We start from the raw sequence: 17,483 nt of genomic DNA, 5'->3' as shown, positions 1-17,483 counted from the left end.
AATGTCCGAATATGTTTATTCCCTGAAACGGCGCCAGCTAAATTCACCTTTTATAGGTACAGAACCCGAGCCCGGTTGATAATAATGCGGCGTATCGACCAGTGCGCCTTCCTGCAAACGTTTAACTGTTACAGGATGGTGCACTTCCAGCGTGTCAAAACCTGCACGCAGCATCAATGCGGCCTGATCGATCAGCACATCACCCACAGCACGCAGTTCGCCTTTAAAACCTTGTGCCCGCAAAAGCTCTGCTTTGGAATAAGAGCGACCGTCATTAAAAGCCGGAAAATCCAGTGCAATCAGCGACAACCGATCGAGAGATTGAAACAGAAGATTAACATCTTCACCTGAGCCGACACGCACACCCAGTTTACGGTTGGTTTGAGCAAGCAATATTTCGCTCTTTTCCACCCAGACATGAAGCGGCAATAGCACAGCTTCGGCATCTGTTACGTCTGATAAATCATCTAAGGCTTGATAATCATCCGGCTTGAAACCATCTGCCGTCCACAAATAAGCCGCGCTCATTTTGACACTCCTTTTTGCTCCAGCTGCTCGCTCAAATCGCTCAAATGAATGCCGCATTCAACCTTATCCGAGCCAGCCCAACGCCCTGCGCGCTGATCTTCGCCCTCCTCAACAGGGCGCGTGCAAGGCATACAGCCGATGGAACGATAATTTTGCAGAGTCAGCGGATGCACGGTCAAATCATGATGCCGCATATAGGCTAACAAATCATCGCTGTTCCAATGTGCCAGAGGGTTGATACGAATACGCACCCCCACCGCTTCAAAAACCGGTAGTTGCTGACGGGTTGCTGCCTGAAACTGTTTGCGCCCTGTCATCCATGCTTGATAAGGCGCAACAGCGCGCGTCATCGGCTCAACTTTGCGCAAAAAACAGCAGCGATCTTTGTCGGTCATCGATAAAGCGCCATAGGGATCATCACGCTTCAAATTTTCTTGAAGCGGCGTGATATCCTGCACATTCTGCAAGCCCAGATTTGTCGTCAATTGTTTACGGTATTCCAGCGTCGCGGTAAAATGTTTGCCGGTATCCAGAAACAGAACCGGAATGCTCTGATCAACTGACGCCACCATATGCAAAAGCACGGCCGATTCCGCCCCGAAAGACGAAACCAGCGCCAAGCCATTATTTGCAAAAGTCTGATAACTCTGCTCGATAATTGCCTGCGGCTCACGCGCACCATGACTTAGCTCCAGCAGCCTCGCTTGTGCTGCCACCCGCGTCTCATGGTTCAGGTACAGTTCAACCGGCATAAGCAGGCTCGCCATAAAGTGCTTGTTTGAAAGGTTCTGCCCCCAAACGGCGATAAGTGGTCAGGAAGTTTTCACTCCGGTCAAGCCGCACGTCGAGATAAGCATCCACCAGCTTTTCAATCGCATCGACAATATCTTCAGAGGAAAAACCACGCCCGACAATATCGCCGATACTGGTATGAGCATCAGCCGAACCGCCCAAAGTGATTTGGTAAAGTTCCTCGCCTTTTTTCTCAACGCCCAAAATGCCGATATGGCCGACATGATGATGGCCGCAAGCATTGATGCAGCCCGAAATTTTAATTTTAAGAGCGCCGATATCAAGCTGGCGCTGATGGTCGCCAAAACGTTTGCTGATACGCTGAGCCACCGGAATAGCGCGGGCATTGGCGAGCGAGCAATAATCAAGACCGGGGCAAGCGATGATATCGGTAATCAGCCCTGCATTGGCTGTCACCAATTGCTGATCTTTAAAAGCATCATAAACTGCCTTCAAATCTGCCAAAGCCACATGCGGCAGTACCAGATTTTGCTCATGGCTGACACGAATTTCATCAACCGAATATTTCTCGGCAATATCGGCAATCAGTTCCATTTGTTCGGCACTGGCATCCCCTGGAATACCGCCAATGGGTTTTAGCGAAATTGTCACGACGCCATAATCGGGATGTTTATGGGGCGTTACATTTTGCGCTACCCACGCACTGAAATTTTCATCCAGCTTTTGTGCTTGCGCCAATAACGCCCAGCCTTCTGCCCGTTCCGGCAAATCCGGCATTTGGAAATAATGCTGAATGGCATCAATATCACCTTGCGGCAGCTTCAAATTCGTGTGGCGAATGTCTTGCCATTGCGCTTCAATTTCGCGCGTCAATTCTTCAATGCCGGTTTCGTGCACCAGAATTTTAATACGCGCTTTATATTTATTATCGCGCCGCCCATGCAGATTATAAACCCGCACAATTGCCGTGATATAAGTCAGCATATCTTCAACGGGCAAAAATTCGCGGATTTTACGCGCCACCATCGGCGTGCGTCCTTGTCCGCCACCAATATAGACACTCAAGCCCAATGCGCCTTTTTCGTCTCTCTTCAGTTGCAAGCCGATATCATGCACCTGAATGGCAGCACGATCATTGTCAGCACCAACAATCGCAATTTTAAATTTGCGCGGCAGATAGGAAAATTCCGGATGAAGCGACGACCATTGCCGCAAAATTTCGGCAAATGGTCGAGGATCTGCTACCTCATCGGCAGCTGCACCGGCAAAATGGTCGGCCGTCACATTGCGGATGCAGTTACCCGAGGTTTGGATCGCATGCATCTCCACTTCTGCCAATTCATCCAATATGGCAGGCACATCTTTCAAGGCTGGCCAGTTGAACTGGATATTTTGTCTGGTGGTGAAATGGCCGTAGCCACGATCATAGCGCCGCGCAATCGAACCAAGCTTGCGCATTTGGCGTGATGACAAAGTGCCATAAGGAATAGCCACCCGCAGCATATAGGCATGCAATTGCAGATAGAGACCATTCATCAACCGCAATGGTTTAAACTGGTCTTCGCTCATTTCACCTGAGAGGCGACGCTCCACCTGATCTTTAAACTGGGCAACACGCGCTTTAACAAAATCGCGGTCAAACTCGTCATAACGATACATAGTCTGGCCTTTTAAATTTAATAGGAAGCGGCAACTTTAGCCGTGCCAAAATGGATAATGGTCGGGCCGCTCAATCTGATGCGTTCACGCAGACGTAAAGGGCTTAAGCCTTCGTCATTGTCTTCCACATCGATCAGGTTGACATCCACCACTTCATCAAAAAGCGAGGCGGCGCGACCTGCCGCTTCCAATGCTTCCACGGCCTGCGCATGGCGAGCGACTAATGCGCCTTTGAGAGAATTTTGCCATTTGCCGTCTGCGCCAAGCCATACAACCACACCATCCAGCAAACGATTGGCAGTCAGAACTTTTACAACCATGTTTTTCGCTCCTGTTGAATGTTTCAAGCCGCAGCAAATTGCTGACGCAGGCTTAGAGGTTCTGTATTTTGCAAGGATGCACCGGCTACCGCCTCGCCGATAATCACCATCACCGGCCCGCTCAAATCATCACGTAAACTCAAGCCGGATAAATCCTTCAATGTGCCATGAAACAAGCGTTTGTCCTGACGGCTGGCATTTTCGATGGCCGCAACACTCGTATCAGCAGGCAAACCAGCACTCATCAAACGAGAAGCCACATCACCGGCAACACTGCGCCCCATATAAATGGCGATAGTGGCGCCTGAAACGGCAAGTCGCGCCCAATCCGGCAAGGTCTCACCATGCATATCGTGACCGGTGGTGAAAATCAGTGATGAAGCAACGCCGCGCAATGTCAGCGGCAATTCCATATCGGCAGCAGCCGCAAAAGCAGAGGTGATGCCGGGCACAACTTCAAACGGAATGTTTGCGGCTCTCAGTGCTGCCATTTCTTCGCCTGCACGACCATAAATCAATGGATCGCCGGATTTTAACCGCACCACCTGTTTACCAAGACGCGCCTGATCAATCAGTAACTGATTGATCTGATCCTGACTTTTGGAATGGCAGCCTTTGCGTTTTCCCACTAAAACCCGCTCGGCATCACGCCTGCCCATCGCAACAATAGCTTCCGGCACCAGCGCATCATAAATAATAATATCGGCATCCATCAGTGCACGTTGAGCGCGTAAAGTCAGCAAATCTTCGGCACCAGCGCCTGCCCCCACCAAGCGCACAAAGCCAGTTTGTTTTTGTGCCCCTGCTTCATGCAACAAAGCGCTGGCTGCACGATGCGCGGCCTTCTCATCGCCTTGTTCAATGGCTTTTGCGACCGTACCTTCAAAAAACCCGCGCCAAAACCCGCGCCTTGCCGCGCCTTTTTCAATGAGCCGTTCGGCTTGATCACGAAATCCAACCGCCAGTCTCGCCAATGCACCCAATTGCGGCGCTAACATCGCCTCAATCCGCGCACGGATCATTTGCGTCAAAACAGGCCCTGCCCCTTCCGAACCAATCGCAATGGTCACAGGTGCACGATTAACAATAGCGGGAGTGAGAAAATCGCAAAGATGCGGGCGATCAACGACATTGACCGGAATGCGATGCGCTTTAACGCGCATTGCTAGTGCGCGATCTGTTGCCTCATCTTCGGTTGCAATAAAAACCAGTTTGGCATCCAGAAAATCCGTGTCTTTCAAATCCCGCGATAAATGCTCAAGGGCGGTATCACGTAAAAAATCGGCCAGAACAGGTTCAGGCTTATCAGCAACCACACGGATATGCGCCTTCGTCTGATGCAATAGTCTGATTTTATTGAGGGCTTCTTCACCATTGCCGATCACCAGCACCGGCTTTTCAGCCACACGGAAAAAAACCGGAAAATCAGCCAGAAGAGAACCAGATCGAGACCCAGACCGAGACATTGCACCGCCCTTTCAAAAGATAGCAATAGTATCTCTTGAAGGCACTCACTTGATAAGAAATGCGCTTGCGCGGCAGGCTGGCAAATAGCAATTGCTTTTCTGCGCTTGCACAAGCTTGAGGTTTTTAATTCCCGAATTATCGACTGATGAAAAAGGCTGGATAATGCCGTGGCACACGCCATGGGCGCACGATGATCAAATCAAACCGCAAGGAAAGCTGCGCATAATCAGGCTGTCGTGCCAGCCATAAATCGGCCGCGGCTTCTATGCGGCGCATGGATTGCATATCCACCGCATCCATCGCCGATGCAGTTTCTGCCCGCGCCTTCACCTCAACAATCAGCACCAGATTGCCGCGGCGTGCAATCAGGTCAATCTCGCCAAGTTTGGTGCGATAACGACGCTCGACAATGGCATAGCCTTTGAGCATCAGGATAAGACTTGCCAGAAATTCGGCACGGTGACCTAAGGAAAATGCTTTTCTGCGCTTTTCCTTGAGTTTATTCATTCGCCGCTCTTAAGCGCAATCAGCCGCTGATAAAGATCAGATTTTTTCGCCCCCGTCATACGGGCAGCTTCCGCAGCAGCTTTGGAGGCAGGCATTTCTTGCGCCAAAGACAACAGCAATTTGTCCATATCTTCGGCACTGGTCACCACAGCCTGTTCTTCGGGTGGCGCCACCAGTAAAACCACCTCGCCGCGAATACGGTCTTCACCGTCATAGGTTTCAGACAATTCACGCAAAGGAGCCGTGACAACCGTTTCATAGGCTTTGGTCAGCTCACGGCACAAAGCGCCTTCGCGGGTTTCACCAAACACATGCACCATATCGCTCAAAGCGGCTGCGGCACGGTTAGGTGATTCAAAGAAAATCAGCGTGGTATCAATGGCTTTCAGTGCCTCTAACCGCGCACGTCGCTGGCCTTGTTTCGGCGGTAAAAACCCGCAAAACATGAATGTGTCGGTCGGCAGGCCTGTGGCGGTCAGAGCTGCCAGAACAGCGGAAGCACCCGGCACTGGAACCACTTTAATACCTGCGTTACGCGCTTCACCCACCAAGCGAAAGCCTGGATCAGAGACCAGCGGTGTACCGGCATCAGAGACAAGTGCAACACTTTTGCCCTCTAAAAGAGCCGCAATCAGCTTTGGCCCAGCTTCACTAGCATTATGTTCATGATAAGCTATGGGGCGGCGGGTAACACCAAAACGATCAAGCAGCACGCGTGTAACACGGGTATCTTCGCAAGCCAGAATATCGGCACCGGCAATGGTTTCCACCCCACGCAGGGTCATGTCACCTAAATTGCCGATGGGGGTCGAGACAATATAAAGCGCAGGCTCCAAAGGGCGTGCCCGTTGCGGAACACCACCAATGACATAATCACGCGATTTAACTTCGTCTTGCACCAGAAAAAACCTTAAAAAATCCACCAATAATGTGGATAGCATTATAAAGACAGATCAGCCACCACTGCATCCAGCAATAATGATCCGGCAGGCGTGGCACGAATGAAATCATCATTCATGCGTTCAAGTGCTCCCTGCTCAATCAAGCGGTTCAAGCGATCTGCATTAATGGCATGTCCGCTCAAACGCTGATAGCGGCGCAAATCAATGCCTTCACGCAGACGCAAGCCCATCATCAGAAACTCGTCGCCTTGCTGATTGCCGTTGAGATGTTCCTGCTCGACAATACCGTGGCCGGTCTTCTCAACGCGCTCCAGCCAAGTTTCCGGATGTTTTTCCGTGATCGTCACCGTACGCGTACCATTTTCAATGAAGCGACCATGCGCCCCCGGTCCCACACCGACATATTGGCCATAGCGCCAATAAACCAGATTATGCTGCGACTCACGCCCCGGCACTGCATGGTTGGAAACTTCATAAGCAGGCAGACCATGCTCCGCAGTCACCCGTTGCGTTTCTTCATAAAGGGCTGCGGCGTGATCCGGCTCCGGTGTCACCAGCTTGCCAGCTTTCCAGAGATTATAAAACTGCGTGCCTTCTTCAATTGTCAGCTGATAAAGCGACAAATGATCGGCAGCGAGCGCAATCGCTTGCTTCAATTCTTCGCGCCACTCTTCAATGGTTTGATCAGGGCGGGCATAGATCAGATCGAATGAGAGGCGCGGGAAAATCTCACGCGCCAGACCGATCGCCACTTTTGCTTCATCGACCGAGTGCAAACGACCAAGACGGCGCAGATCACGATCATTGAGTGCCTGCACACCGAGCGACACACGATTGACACCGGCCGCACGATAGCCGCGAAAACGATCGGCTTCCACACTGGTCGGATTGGCTTCGAGCGAGATTTCAATATTGTCGGCAACCGACCAGCGCTTGGCGATACCATCCAGCAGCGAGGCAACTGTTGCTGGCTGCATCAAAGACGGTGTGCCGCCGCCCAAAAAGATGCTGGTAACCCTGCGCGGCCCTGTGCGCTCACGCAGAGTTTCCATTTCACGATTAAAGGCAGCTGCAAAACGTTCCTGATCCACCGGCTGATGCCGCACATGACTGTTAAAGTCACAATATGGGCATTTGGCCATGCAAAACGGCCAATGCAGATAAATGCCGAAAGCATTTTCCCCATCAATGGTTGCAATCGGGTGCTGTGAAGCCAGCGCGGTGTTCAGTTCCAAATTCTTAAACGCCTATTCTTAATTATCTCAATCAATGCCCGGCAAGTCAAATATCTAACACATCTTTGGCAAAGAGCTGGAAGGCACGGGCGCGATGTGAAAGCGCATGTTTATCACCCGGTTTCCAGCCATGTTTTTCCTGTGCGGTCATTTCGCCAAAGGTCTTGTCATAACCATCCGGCAAAAAGACAGGATCAAAACCGAAGCCCAGTTCACCACGCGGCGGCCAAACCAGCTGACCTTCCACTTCGCCGCGATAATATTCAGCCGAGCCATCAGGCTTTGCCAGACAAATCACCGACACAAAACGCCCCTTACGCTCATGCGGTTCGGTAGCGCCCTTGGCCTGTAAAGCATCTTCAACCTTGCCCATCGCCATGGCAAAATCACGGCTGCCATCCGGTAATTCTGCCCAATTGGCAGTATAAACACCGGGCTCACCATCAAGCGCATCAACGACTAAACCTGAATCATCAGATAAAGCCGGCAATCCTGTGACGCTGGCCGCAGCATAGGCTTTGATATAGGCGTTTTCTTCAAATGTGGTGCCGGTTTCATCAGGCTCCGGCAAGCCAAGCTGACCGGCAGACTGTGTTTCAAAACCGAACGGCCCCAACAGGTCATCAAATTCGCGCAGCTTTCCTGCATTATGCGAGGCGACAATCAGTTTGGTTTCTTCAAGTTTCTTCATAATTTCAGCACCACATTCAAATTTTTATGGATCAGAAGATCAGGCAACGGCCATTTTCTGTAAGCTAACCAGACGGTTTACACCGGTTTTGGCCAAAGCCATCAGCTTGGCAAACTCTTCTTCAGAGAATGGCACACCTTCGGCGGTGCCCTGAATTTCAACAATGCCGCCAGTGCCGGTCATAACAAAATTGGCATCGGTCTGAGCGGCTGAATCTTCCGGATAATCCAGATCGAGAACCGGAGTACCTTCGTAAATGCCGCAGGAAATAGCTGCAACATGGTCTTTCAGCACCTTGTCGAGCTTGACCATCTGACGGCTTTCCATCCAGCGCAGGCAATCATGCAGCGCAACCCAACCACCGGTAATGGCAGCGGTACGGGTGCCGCCATCAGCCTGAATGACATCGCAGTCAACTGTGATCTGAAACTCGCCCAAAGCCTGCATATCGACAACCGCACGCAATGAGCGGCCGATCAAACGCTGGATTTCTTGCGTACGGCCACCCTGCTTGCCGGCTGCTGCCTCGCGGCGCATACGGTCGCCGGTTGAACGCGGCAGCATGCCATATTCGGCAGTGACCCAACCTTTACCGGTATTGCGCATCCACCCCGGCACTTTTTCTTCCAAGCTTGCCGTGCACAGCACATGCGTATCGCCAAATTTGACGAGGCAAGAGCCTTCAGCATGTTTGGAAATAGCACGCTCGAAAGAAACAGCCCGCATTTCATCGGCTGCACGTTTGGATGGACGCATAAGATTTAACCCCGATTCATATAAGAAGGTTTTGCTTTTAAGCCGCAATCACACAAATAGAAAGGTATTTCGCTGTTGCTTTGATATGATAGCACTTTACACAACTGTTTTAACAGTTTCACTCAAAGTCTTTGACCTTGGCACTTGCCACCTTATATTTAAGGGGCAACATCATATGAAACACAAGGTTTAGGCGGGGCGATGATCCAGTCACCAGCACATGACGTTCTCAGTTCGCTTGACCAGCGTTCGCGCGATATTTTTCGCCGGATTGTTGAAAGCTATCTGAATGATGGTGATCCGGTGGGTTCCCGCAATCTGGCGCGCATTCTGCCGCAGGCCTTGTCGCCCGCCACCATCCGCAATGTGATGAGCGATCTGGAACATCTGGGGCTGATTTATTCGCCCCATATTTCGGCAGGCCGTATGCCCACACAAATCGGCTTGCGTTTCTTTGTCGATGCATTTTTGGAAATCGGCGACCTGCCCCCGGATGAACGCTCCAGCATTGAAGCGCAGGTGCGTGCTGCCGGACAAACCCATTCGGTAGAAAATATTCTGACAGAGGCCAGCCAAGTGCTTTCCGGCCTTTCAAGAGGTGCCGGATTGGTGCTTGCCACCAAGGCTGAAGGCGCGCTCAAACATATTGAATTTGTGCGCCTTGAACCAACACGCGCTTTGGCCGTGCTTGTCATGAAAAATGGAGATGTGGAAAATCGCGTGCTGGAACTGCCACCCGGTGTCAGCACGTCTCAACTCATTGAAGCCTCCAATTTTCTCAACGCGCATATTCATGGCCGCACACTTTCTGAAGCGCGCACGGAATTGGAAAAGCTTAAAAACGAAACCCGCGAAGCGCTCGACAGCCTGTCGCAAAGTCTTGTCGCGCAAGGTCTTGCCATCTGGGGCGGCAGCGGCTCAGATCAGCCAGCCCGTCTCATTGTGCGCGGGCGCTCCAACCTGCTCGAAAATATCAGCGCACAGGAAGACATCGAACGGCTGCGCCATCTCTTTGACGACCTTGAAACCAAAGACGGCATGATCCAATTGCTTGATCTGGCCGAAGCCGGATCAGGGGTACGGATTTTCATCGGTTCGGAAAATAAACTTTTTTCGCTCTCCGGTTCATCACTGGTTGTCGCGCCTTATCGTGACGCAGAACAGCGCGTGGTCGGCGCGCTTGGCGTCATTGGCCCGACACGGCTTAATTATGCCCGTATCGTGCCAATGGTGGATTATACCGCGCAAATTGTCTCAAGATTGCTGCGATAACCATAGCGATAACCATCTGGGCATTGCAATTATAACTGTCAGAATGCACAAGGTATGCACATTAAGCCTTGATTTTCCTGCGCTGACACTCGATATCCGCCACAAACACTTATTCAAGACGGAAGAACATCATGACTGAAGAAAAGAAAAACCCTGAAACAGCCGATCTTGACAAGCGCGACCTGAATAATCCCCGTGACCGGGATGCGCTGAAAAAGGCGGCTGATGATTTTTTGAAGTCCCGCAAGGCGGAAGCAATGGAAGAAGTTGCCGAAGAAGAGGAAAGCAATCCTTTCGCGCATCTGGTTGACGAAAATGCCGCGCTGAAGGATCAGTTACTGCGTCTGGCAGCCGATATGGAAAATCTGCGCAAGCGCACTTTACGTGATGTGGCCGATGCCAAAACCTATGCGGTTACCAATTTTGCCCGCGATATGCTAAGCGTATCCGACAATCTTCGCCGTGCGCTTGATGCCATTCCGGCAGAATCGCTGGTTGAAGACAGCGGCCTGAAGGGCTTGGCCGACGGCGTTGACCTCACCGAACGCTCCATGTTGCAGGCGCTTGAACGCCATGGTGTCACCAAGCTTGATCCGGAAGGCCAGAAATTCGATCCGAATTTCCATCAGGCAATGTTTGAAGTGCCAAACCCGGATGTGCCAAACAATACCGTGGTGCAGGTGGTTCAGACCGGTTACGCCATTGGCGACCGTGTGCTGCGTCCGGCTCTCGTTGGCGTTTCCAAAGGTGGCGCAGCACGCGCACCGGAAGCAGACGACCAAACCAAAGACGCTTAAATCTTATAAAATTCCACATTTTAATCACAATATTACAAATAAGGGCGCAAAAATCATTTGCGCCCTTACTCAGTCTCAATAACACTCCCTGATAAGAGGGGCGTTGCGGGGAGCGTCGTTGTGACGATACTGACTTTCTTAAATTATGCCGGCGTTTTCGTATTTGCGGCGACCGGCGCTTTAGCTGCATCCAGACGTCAATTGGATATTGTCGGCTTTATTTTTCTTGCCAATGTCACCGGTATCGGTGGGGGTACCATCCGCGATCTTATCCTTGGCGATGATCCGGTTTTCTGGGTAAGAGAGCCGCTTTATCTGGTCACCGGCACAGCCGCAGCCATTCTCGTTTATTTTACCGCGCATTTGGTGGAATCGCGTTATCGCGTGTTGTTATGGCTCGATGCTTTGGGGCTGGCTTTTTATAGTGCCATGGGTGCTGCTAAAGGGCTTGATCTCGGCTCCGATCCGTTGGTGGCAATTGTAACCGGTATTTTTACCGCAACCCTTGGCGGTGTTTTGCGTGATATTATCGCCGGTGAACCATCGGTTCTGCTCAAACGCGAGATTTATGTGACAGCTGCTCTGGCAGGCGCATGTGTTTATGTGGCAATGCATCTGGCACAGATCGATACAATGATTGCTGTTATATGCGGCAGTCTTGCAGCTTTTATTGTGCGTGGCGGCGCTTTGATATGGGGCTGGAAATTGCCGGTCTACAAGCCGCAACCAGGGCGCACCGAAGCCGAGCTCAAACGTGATGGCTTTATCCGCAAAGATTAAGTAACATAAGATACATAAAAAAAACGGCTGATGTTACTAAATAAACATCAGCCGTTTTTTGCATTCAAGAAATGTTAAAGCAATCCGGCATTTTTGGCAGCGCCCGAAAGGCTCCCCTGTGCACGTGGCCCAACCTGCTGCACAATAATACCGGCAGCAAGAGCGCCAAGCCGCGCACTTTCTTCCAGTGAACGGCCATTGGTGTAACCAAAAAGGAATCCGGCTGCAAACAGATCACCGGCACCGGTTGAATCCACCAATTCGGAAATCTCGATTGCCGGAACGACAATCCGCTCGTCTTTTTTGACCACGACCGCACCTTTTTCGGAGCGTGTGACAATGCCAAGTTTGCAATCATTGGAAAGCGCCAGCAAAGCTGTGTCGAAACTATCGGTCTGATAAAGTGATTTTGCCTCTTCTTCATTGGCAAAAACAATATCCACCGTGCCTGTGCGCATCAGTTCCAGAAACTCATCACGATAGCGGTCAACGCAGAACGGATCAGACAAAGTCATCGCCATTTCGTGGCCGTGATCATGCGCCACTTTTGCAGCCAGTCGAATGGCTTCTTTGGCACGTGGAGGATCCCACAAATAACCTTCAAAATAAGTGACTTTTGCATCAGCCACTTTGGAGGCCTCAATATCTTCAGGCCCCAATTCCACGCAGGCGCCCAGATAAGTGTTCATCGAACGCTCGCCATCCGGTGTCACAAAAATCATGCAACGCGCGGTCGGGATTTTGTTTTCTAACGGACGTGTGTCAAAGGCCACGCCTTGGGAACGGATATCATGAGCAAAGACGCTGCCCAGACTATCATTGGCCACTTTGCCGAAATAAGCGGCCCTACCGCCCAGATTGGCGATACCGGCGGCGGTATTGCCGGCGCTACCGCCGGACATTTCCACAGCTGGCCCCATACGGTCATATAAAAGTTCCGCACGTGAACCATCAATGAGGTTCATCGCGCCTTTGATAATGCCATTGGTAACCAGAAACTCATCATCAGAACGCGCAATAATATCAACGATTGCGTTACCGATACAAAGAACGTCATATGTAGCCATGAGATAAACCAAGAGGCTCCCGTTGTTATGTATCAAGCAGTTTCCTGCGGTGATTTTATGCGATGATTTAGCCTTTTGGTTCGATAATAGCTACCCTGCAAAGATCAATCACCTGAATTATCTGTGAGCAGCGCCCTATAAATCGTCTCTTGTAGGACTAAAGTAGCGCACCTATCTAAAAGCCGCACCATACCGCGATTCAGGAGTTTACATGGTTCTGCAAGCTGCATACACCGCATTACAAAGGCTGTTCAGTGCAGAATATCGCTCTGTTTTCTGGAAAGTTTTAGGCCTGACAATTTTACTATTGATGGGCGCATGGGCAGCAATCAGGCAGATATTTTTCTCATTAGCATGGCCATGGCTTGAAACTCTGCTGCCTGGCCTGCCTGAATGGACAGGTTGGCTGGGGCTGGTAACAGCAATCATTGCAGGCATGGGGCTGGCACTGGTGCTGGCACTTCTTATTGCTCCGGTCACAGCCTTGATTGCCGGTCTTTTTCTCGATGACGTGGCCGAAATCGTTGAACGTGAAGATTATCCCGATGAACCTGTCGGCACCGAACTGCCGATCAGGCGCGCCATCATCGTGTCGCTCAAATTTCTGTGCATCGTCATTGCGGGCAACATTCTGGCATTGCTGTTATTACTGGTGCCGGGCGTCAATATCATTGCCTTTTTCATCATCAACGGCTATTTGCTCGGGCGTGAATTTTTCGAATTTGCCGCCATGCGCTATCATCCAGAGCAAGAAGCCAAAGCTTTGCGTGCTCGTTATGGCGGCACCATATTTTTAGCCGGCCTCATCATTGCAGGCTTTCTGGCCATACCGCTTTTAAGCCTGCTGACACCGCTTTTTGCCGCCACCATGATGGTGCATCTGCACAAAACGATCATGAAACAGGAAAAAAAACTTATCCCAGCTTTTCAGGGATAGTTGTCAATGGTGCGGGTATCGAATTGGTTTTCGAAGCCGATTTGCAGATATCCGCAATCACACATAACCCGCATTCGGGTTTACGTGCCTTGCAGGTATAGCGCCCGAACAAGATCAGCCAATGATGGGCATGCTGCATAAATTCCGCCGGAATGATGCGTACCAAAATTGCTTCCACCGCATCCGGTGTTTTAGCCGGTGCCAGTCCGATACGATTGCCGATGCGCAAAATATGCGTATCCACCGCCATGGTCGGCTGGCCAAAAGACATATTCAGCACCACATTGGCAGTTTTACGCCCCACCCCCGGAAGCTTCACCAAATCATCACGATTATCCGGCACTTCGCCGCCATAATCGCGGATCAAAGCTTCACAAAGCAAAATGACATTCTTGGCCTTGTTGCGCCACAGACCGATGGTTTTGATATATTCACCCACCGTTTCTTCACCAAGTGCCAGCATTTTTTGTGGGCTATCGGCAATGGCAAACAAAGCACGCGTTGCTTTATTGACGCCAGCATCGGTTGCCTGCGCCGATAAAACCACCGCCACCAGCAATGTAAACACATTCACATGTTCCAATTCACCCTTTGGTTCGGGGCGCTGAATGCTGAAACGACGAAAAATTTCGTATATTTCATCACGCGTATAGAGCGACCCCGCCAAACGGCGCGGTTTGCGCTTTGGCGCAGTTGTGACATCTGTAACGGATAATTTTACTTTAGTCTGTTCCATATCCACTCTATAATCTTTAACATGGTGACATAACAGTCGTAAGCTTGCCGCAGCCCGAAACAGGTTATCATGGTTGATTATCATCCCGACGGTGCCCAGCCTGACCATTATGACAGGCCGATTTTCCAAGCGCTTCTCCAGCCTTATCGCTCGCTTGGGCGCAAAGGGTTTATCATTTTGATGTCGGCACTGATTGCCTGCTGGCTTTTAGTGAGCTTTATCTTTTTCTCGCTTGGCGCGTGGCCGATCTTTGGTTTTTTCGGCCTTGATATTGCGCTGATTTACTGGGCATTTCGCGTCAATTATCGCGCGGCACAAGCACGTGAGGAAATTTCCGTTTCTAAATCGGAACTCCATATCCGCCAGATTGCCGCCTCTGGGCGCATTCAAAACCACAGTTTTAATCCGTTTTGGACAAAATTTCATGTCGACCGCCGCCCCGATATCGGCATCACTGCCATGAATATTGAGAGCCGTGGCCGGATTTTAAAAATCGGCAGTTTTCTGAATGCCGATGACCGGGAAAGTTTTGCCAATGCTTTTTCATCGGCGTTGCATGAAGCAAAAAGCAACTGATTATTAGTTTAATTATAATTTCAAACAAACAGCTGTTTGCCCGCCTCTTGAAGTCAGCACAAGCAAAAGCCATATTATAAAACATGATGAAGATGCCGGATTCGGGTCTTTACAATACACTACGGTCGCTTTGATAAGGACTGACACATGACACGGTTAACACCATTTTCGAGCCCTTTGCTGCTCGGTTTCGACACGATGGAAAAAACGCTAGAACGTTTGACCAAATCCGGTGAAGGCTATCCGCCTTATAATATTGAGCGTTTACGCCATGAAAGCGGCTCCGAGCGTTTGCGTATTTCATTAGCGGTTGCCGGTTTCTCTTGCGAAGATCTGGAAGTCACCACAGAGGACAATCAATTGGTTATCCGTGGCCGCCAGACGGATGATACAGAGCGTGAATTTTTACATCGCGGCATCGCAGCCCGCCAGTTCCAGCGCATGTTTGTGCTGGCAGACGGAATGCGGGTGATCGGCTGCGAATTGAAAAATGGCTTATTGTCTATTGATCTCGACAGACCCGAGCCTGAGCGCCTGATCAAACGCATCAGTATTGACGTCAAGGAATAAGAGACTAGAGCGTGTAGCGTTTAATTGTAGCCACTGCGCTTGCTCTCAATTCTTTTAATTATCGCATGTTCGTGGAAGCTCAAATGAATCCATTTGAACGCGACATGCTCTAGGTTCAATGGCGGGGCTTATAAAAAGTCCGCTAGCTGGAGGTAATGAGTATGAACCATCCAAAACCAATTTTAACCGAGACAGAATTTGCTAATCTTGGCGCCGGTGAAATCGGCTATGTGCGTAAAATGCGCTCGGATGATCTGAGCCGCAATTTCCCGTCTCTGCCCCCGCTTGCACCCAATATGGAGTTTTGGGCTTTGTTTGGCGCCAGCGGTGAGCCGATCATTCTGTCCGATATACGCGCCAATGCACTCGCAGGCGCATGGGATCACGAACTGCGCACAGTTATGTTGCAATAGTCAGACGATACAAAGATAGCCAATTTAAAAAGGCAGCGTCGCCAAACACGACGCAGCCTTTGTTATTTTAATAATTTAAGCAGCATTCGACGCCGGATGCGTCGTTAAAAATGAATATAAAATCTGCACATCATGGGTGCCACGCAGTTTTGCAACCACATCGGCATCACGCAGCAATCTTGCAATACGCGAGAGTGCTTTGAGATGATCTGCACCGGCATTTTCCGGTGCGAGCAGCAAAAAGACAAGATCAACGGGCTGATCGTCCAATGCTTCAAAATCAACCGGTGTTTCGAGACGGGCAAATACGCCGGCAATTTTTGAAATACCTGTCAGCTTTCCATGTGGAATGGCGATACCATTACCCACACCGGTAGAGCCAAGGCGCTCACGCTGCAGAATCGTTTCAAAAATTTCTCTCTCGGGGAGACCGGTCAGTTCAGCAGCCTTTTCAGACAAAATCTGCAAAAGCTGTTTTTTGGAGCTGGCCTTCAACGCAGGGATAATTGCCCCCGGCTGAATCAGATCGCTGAGATCCATTCTCTCCATTCCTTCTTCAAGCGGGCTTCCTGGCCCAGAAGAGATACGTACAGCCTTTAAAACAGGCTGCACGCAACTCCACGATTGAATCAGGCTTCCGGCATAGTCTGGCGGGTAACCGTTGACGGATCAACCCAGCCGATATTGCCGTCAGCCCGACGGTAAACAATGTTAACTTCGTCATTGCCCGCATTGCGGAAAACCAGCACCGGATGTTCGGTGAGATCCAGCTCCACAACTGCAGAGGCAACACTCATAGTCCTCAAGGTAACCGAAGATTCCGCGACAATTGTCGGTGCGTAATCTTCGGGCAGCTCTTCTTCTTCCTCAAGAAGCGGAGCCATAACACGATAAGCGATATCAGCATAGCCTGTGTTTGTAGCAGTCTGCCGTGATTTAAGACGTCGCTTATAGCGTCTTAAACGTGTTTCTATTTTTTCCGCCGCAATATCAAAAGCCAGTTGCGGATCTTGCGCTTCCCCCGTGCTTTGCAAAGTTGCGCCGCTATCCAGATGCAGCATGCAATCAGCAGCATAACGCGAGCCGGACTTCGTTACAGTAACTTGCCCTGCAAAACCATGTTCAAAATATTTACTGACGGTTTCTGTTACCCGATCATTAATGCGGGTCCGGAACGCATCGCCTACGTCCATGTGTTTACCCGATACACGCAGAGTCATATAGCAATACCTCATATGTGTTCATCTTACGACTCAATCTAATCACATGGAATGCAAAGCGCCAAGCGATCAGATGTTAAACTTTACACAAATATGAACTATTTGATCCTGTTCGTTGATTTGAGCTCACAAAAACAAAAACGCGACTTAAATACTCTGACCGGACAAAGCAATTATTTCATAATAAAACTGCTTACAAAATCCGTCTTTTACAAAACAATCAACAATGTTTCACTAAAGCAGAACTATTGGATGATTGTTTTTACTTAACCATGAATCAATATCCTATGATGCCGT

21 protein-coding genes are annotated in these 17,483 nt (G+C 50.3%); 7 read left to right on the top strand and 14 right to left on the bottom strand.

The genetic code is table 11. The features are described 5' to 3' along the window. Positions 1-15 precede the first annotated feature (15 nt). The 10 genes from ACI0FR_RS02590 to rph all read right to left on the bottom strand — a co-directional run bounded on the left by ACI0FR_RS02590 (position 16) and on the right by rph (position 8,818). Positions 16-528, bottom strand: coding sequence for a DUF934 domain-containing protein (locus ACI0FR_RS02590; protein WP_404907313.1), 513 nt, complete (start codon positions 526-528; stop codon positions 16-18). Then, entirely contained in the window at positions 525-1,280 is a 756-nt protein-coding gene (locus tag ACI0FR_RS02585) for a phosphoadenylyl-sulfate reductase (protein WP_374829111.1), read from the bottom strand. The genes ACI0FR_RS02590 and ACI0FR_RS02585 overlap by 4 nt, the downstream gene beginning before the upstream one ends. Continuing rightward, positions 1,270-2,940, bottom strand: coding sequence for a nitrite/sulfite reductase (locus ACI0FR_RS02580; protein WP_374829110.1), 1,671 nt, complete (start codon positions 2,938-2,940; stop codon positions 1,270-1,272). Before ACI0FR_RS02580 ends, ACI0FR_RS02585 begins: the two co-directional genes overlap by 11 nt. A gap of 17 nt (positions 2,941-2,957) precedes the next feature. After that, complete coding sequence (locus tag ACI0FR_RS02575; RefSeq protein WP_374829109.1) at positions 2,958-3,260, bottom strand: DUF2849 domain-containing protein; 303 nt, start codon at positions 3,258-3,260, stop codon at positions 2,958-2,960. Positions 3,261-3,283: 23 nt separating this feature from the next. Beyond that, the gene (cysG, locus tag ACI0FR_RS02570) at positions 3,284-4,726 is read right to left on the bottom strand and encodes a siroheme synthase CysG (RefSeq protein WP_404907310.1); all 1,443 of its coding nucleotides are present in this window, start codon (positions 4,724-4,726) and stop codon (positions 3,284-3,286) included. 136 nt (positions 4,727-4,862) lie between these two features. After that, on the bottom strand, positions 4,863-5,234 hold the full coding sequence (locus tag ACI0FR_RS02565; RefSeq protein ID WP_374829107.1) for a YraN family protein: 372 nt from the start codon (positions 5,232-5,234) through the stop codon (positions 4,863-4,865). Then, positions 5,231-6,133: a 16S rRNA (cytidine(1402)-2'-O)-methyltransferase gene (rsmI, locus tag ACI0FR_RS02560; RefSeq protein ID WP_404907307.1), complete on the bottom strand. Its 903-nt coding sequence runs from the start codon at positions 6,131-6,133 to the stop codon at positions 5,231-5,233. The genes ACI0FR_RS02565 and rsmI overlap by 4 nt, the downstream gene beginning before the upstream one ends. Before the next feature lie 41 nt (positions 6,134-6,174). Beyond that, positions 6,175-7,278 carry a radical SAM family heme chaperone HemW gene (gene hemW, locus ACI0FR_RS02555; protein ID WP_404907376.1) on the bottom strand — a complete coding sequence of 368 codons (1,104 nt, stop codon included), beginning with the start codon at positions 7,276-7,278 and terminating at the stop codon, positions 6,175-6,177. 139 nt (positions 7,279-7,417) lie between these two features. After that, on the bottom strand, positions 7,418-8,062 hold the full coding sequence (gene rdgB, locus ACI0FR_RS02550; protein ID WP_404907305.1) for an RdgB/HAM1 family non-canonical purine NTP pyrophosphatase: 645 nt from the start codon (positions 8,060-8,062) through the stop codon (positions 7,418-7,420). 39 nt (positions 8,063-8,101) lie between these two features. Then, complete coding sequence (rph, locus tag ACI0FR_RS02545; protein WP_374829104.1) at positions 8,102-8,818, bottom strand: ribonuclease PH; 717 nt, start codon at positions 8,816-8,818, stop codon at positions 8,102-8,104. A gap of 201 nt (positions 8,819-9,019) precedes the next feature. Here rph and hrcA point away from each other — a divergent pair, with 201 nt between their 5' ends. The 3 genes from hrcA to ACI0FR_RS02530 all read left to right on the top strand — a co-directional run bounded on the left by hrcA (position 9,020) and on the right by ACI0FR_RS02530 (position 11,667). Continuing rightward, the gene (hrcA, locus tag ACI0FR_RS02540) at positions 9,020-10,090 is read left to right on the top strand and encodes a heat-inducible transcriptional repressor HrcA (protein WP_374829103.1); all 1,071 of its coding nucleotides are present in this window, start codon (positions 9,020-9,022) and stop codon (positions 10,088-10,090) included. A gap of 131 nt (positions 10,091-10,221) precedes the next feature. Then, on the top strand, positions 10,222-10,887 hold the full coding sequence (gene grpE, locus ACI0FR_RS02535) for a nucleotide exchange factor GrpE (RefSeq protein WP_374829102.1): 666 nt from the start codon (positions 10,222-10,224) through the stop codon (positions 10,885-10,887). A 120-nt stretch (positions 10,888-11,007) separates the two neighbouring features. Next, on the top strand, positions 11,008-11,667 hold the full coding sequence (locus ACI0FR_RS02530; RefSeq protein WP_374829101.1) for a trimeric intracellular cation channel family protein: 660 nt from the start codon (positions 11,008-11,010) through the stop codon (positions 11,665-11,667). 74 nt (positions 11,668-11,741) lie between these two features. On the opposite strand, the gene ACI0FR_RS02525 is transcribed toward ACI0FR_RS02530, so the two are convergent. Then, a complete protein-coding gene (locus ACI0FR_RS02525) occupies positions 11,742-12,734 on the bottom strand; it encodes an adenosine kinase (RefSeq protein ID WP_374829100.1) in 993 nt (330 codons plus the stop codon). A 211-nt stretch (positions 12,735-12,945) separates the two neighbouring features. Here ACI0FR_RS02525 and ACI0FR_RS02520 point away from each other — a divergent pair, with 211 nt between their 5' ends. Next, positions 12,946-13,671: a sulfate transporter family protein gene (locus ACI0FR_RS02520; RefSeq protein WP_374829099.1), complete on the top strand. Its 726-nt coding sequence runs from the start codon at positions 12,946-12,948 to the stop codon at positions 13,669-13,671. On the opposite strand, the gene nth is transcribed toward ACI0FR_RS02520, so the two are convergent. Beyond that, entirely contained in the window at positions 13,649-14,407 is a 759-nt protein-coding gene (gene nth, locus ACI0FR_RS02515) for an endonuclease III (protein ID WP_404907301.1), read from the bottom strand. The genes ACI0FR_RS02520 and nth overlap by 23 nt on opposite strands. Positions 14,408-14,476: 69 nt before the next feature. Here nth and ACI0FR_RS02510 point away from each other — a divergent pair, with 69 nt between their 5' ends. The 3 genes from ACI0FR_RS02510 to ACI0FR_RS02500 all read left to right on the top strand — a co-directional run bounded on the left by ACI0FR_RS02510 (position 14,477) and on the right by ACI0FR_RS02500 (position 15,966). Beyond that, entirely contained in the window at positions 14,477-14,983 is a 507-nt protein-coding gene (locus tag ACI0FR_RS02510) for a DUF2244 domain-containing protein (RefSeq protein WP_404907299.1), read from the top strand. Between the two features lie 147 nt (positions 14,984-15,130). Next, entirely contained in the window at positions 15,131-15,553 is a 423-nt protein-coding gene (locus ACI0FR_RS02505; RefSeq protein ID WP_374829096.1) for an Hsp20 family protein, read from the top strand. Between the two features lie 161 nt (positions 15,554-15,714). After that, on the top strand, positions 15,715-15,966 hold the full coding sequence (locus ACI0FR_RS02500; protein ID WP_374829095.1) for a BQ00720 family protein: 252 nt from the start codon (positions 15,715-15,717) through the stop codon (positions 15,964-15,966). Between the two features lie 75 nt (positions 15,967-16,041). On the opposite strand, the gene ptsN is transcribed toward ACI0FR_RS02500, so the two are convergent. Next, entirely contained in the window at positions 16,042-16,506 is a 465-nt protein-coding gene (gene ptsN / locus ACI0FR_RS02495; RefSeq protein WP_343801690.1) for a PTS IIA-like nitrogen regulatory protein PtsN, read from the bottom strand. An 89-nt stretch (positions 16,507-16,595) separates the two neighbouring features. Further along, positions 16,596-17,186: a ribosome hibernation-promoting factor, HPF/YfiA family gene (gene hpf / locus ACI0FR_RS02490; RefSeq protein WP_374829094.1), complete on the bottom strand. Its 591-nt coding sequence runs from the start codon at positions 17,184-17,186 to the stop codon at positions 16,596-16,598. Positions 17,187-17,483: the final 297 nt, after the last annotated feature.

Source organism: Paenochrobactrum sp. BZR 201-1 (assembly GCF_044987585.2).
GTDB lineage: Bacteria > Pseudomonadota > Alphaproteobacteria > Rhizobiales > Rhizobiaceae > Paenochrobactrum > Paenochrobactrum pullorum.
The sequence above is the reverse complement of the archived record's forward strand: the minus strand, read 5'-3'. Positions and strand labels throughout refer to the sequence as shown.

Coding starts and splice junctions, on each gene's coding strand:
- ACI0FR_RS02590 (WP_404907313.1), bottom strand. CDS start 528: ATGAGCGCGGCTTATTTGTGGACGGCAGATGGTTTCAAGCCGGATGAT.
- ACI0FR_RS02585 (WP_374829111.1), bottom strand. CDS start 1,280: ATGCCGGTTGAACTGTACCTGAACCATGAGACGCGGGTGGCAGCACAA.
- ACI0FR_RS02580 (WP_374829110.1), bottom strand. CDS start 2,940: ATGTATCGTTATGACGAGTTTGACCGCGATTTTGTTAAAGCGCGTGTT.
- ACI0FR_RS02575 (WP_374829109.1), bottom strand. CDS start 3,260: ATGGTTGTAAAAGTTCTGACTGCCAATCGTTTGCTGGATGGTGTGGTT.
- cysG (WP_404907310.1), bottom strand. CDS start 4,726: ATGTCTCGGTCTGGGTCTCGATCTGGTTCTCTTCTGGCTGATTTTCCG.
- ACI0FR_RS02565 (WP_374829107.1), bottom strand. CDS start 5,234: ATGAATAAACTCAAGGAAAAGCGCAGAAAAGCATTTTCCTTAGGTCAC.
- hemW (WP_404907376.1), bottom strand. CDS start 7,278: ATGGCCAAATGCCCATATTGTGACTTTAACAGTCATGTGCGGCATCAG.
- rdgB (WP_404907305.1), bottom strand. CDS start 8,062: ATGAAGAAACTTGAAGAAACCAAACTGATTGTCGCCTCGCATAATGCA.
- rph (WP_374829104.1), bottom strand. CDS start 8,818: ATGCGTCCATCCAAACGTGCAGCCGATGAAATGCGGGCTGTTTCTTTC.
- hrcA (WP_374829103.1), top strand. CDS start 9,020: ATGATCCAGTCACCAGCACATGACGTTCTCAGTTCGCTTGACCAGCGT.
- grpE (WP_374829102.1), top strand. CDS start 10,222: ATGACTGAAGAAAAGAAAAACCCTGAAACAGCCGATCTTGACAAGCGC.
- ACI0FR_RS02525 (WP_374829100.1), bottom strand. CDS start 12,734: ATGGCTACATATGACGTTCTTTGTATCGGTAACGCAATCGTTGATATT.
- ACI0FR_RS02520 (WP_374829099.1), top strand. CDS start 12,946: ATGGTTCTGCAAGCTGCATACACCGCATTACAAAGGCTGTTCAGTGCA.
- nth (WP_404907301.1), bottom strand. CDS start 14,407: ATGGAACAGACTAAAGTAAAATTATCCGTTACAGATGTCACAACTGCG.
- ACI0FR_RS02510 (WP_404907299.1), top strand. CDS start 14,477: ATGGTTGATTATCATCCCGACGGTGCCCAGCCTGACCATTATGACAGG.
- ACI0FR_RS02505 (WP_374829096.1), top strand. CDS start 15,131: ATGACACGGTTAACACCATTTTCGAGCCCTTTGCTGCTCGGTTTCGAC.
- ACI0FR_RS02500 (WP_374829095.1), top strand. CDS start 15,715: ATGAACCATCCAAAACCAATTTTAACCGAGACAGAATTTGCTAATCTT.
- ptsN (WP_343801690.1), bottom strand. CDS start 16,506: ATGGATCTCAGCGATCTGATTCAGCCGGGGGCAATTATCCCTGCGTTG.
- hpf (WP_374829094.1), bottom strand. CDS start 17,186: ATGACTCTGCGTGTATCGGGTAAACACATGGACGTAGGCGATGCGTTC.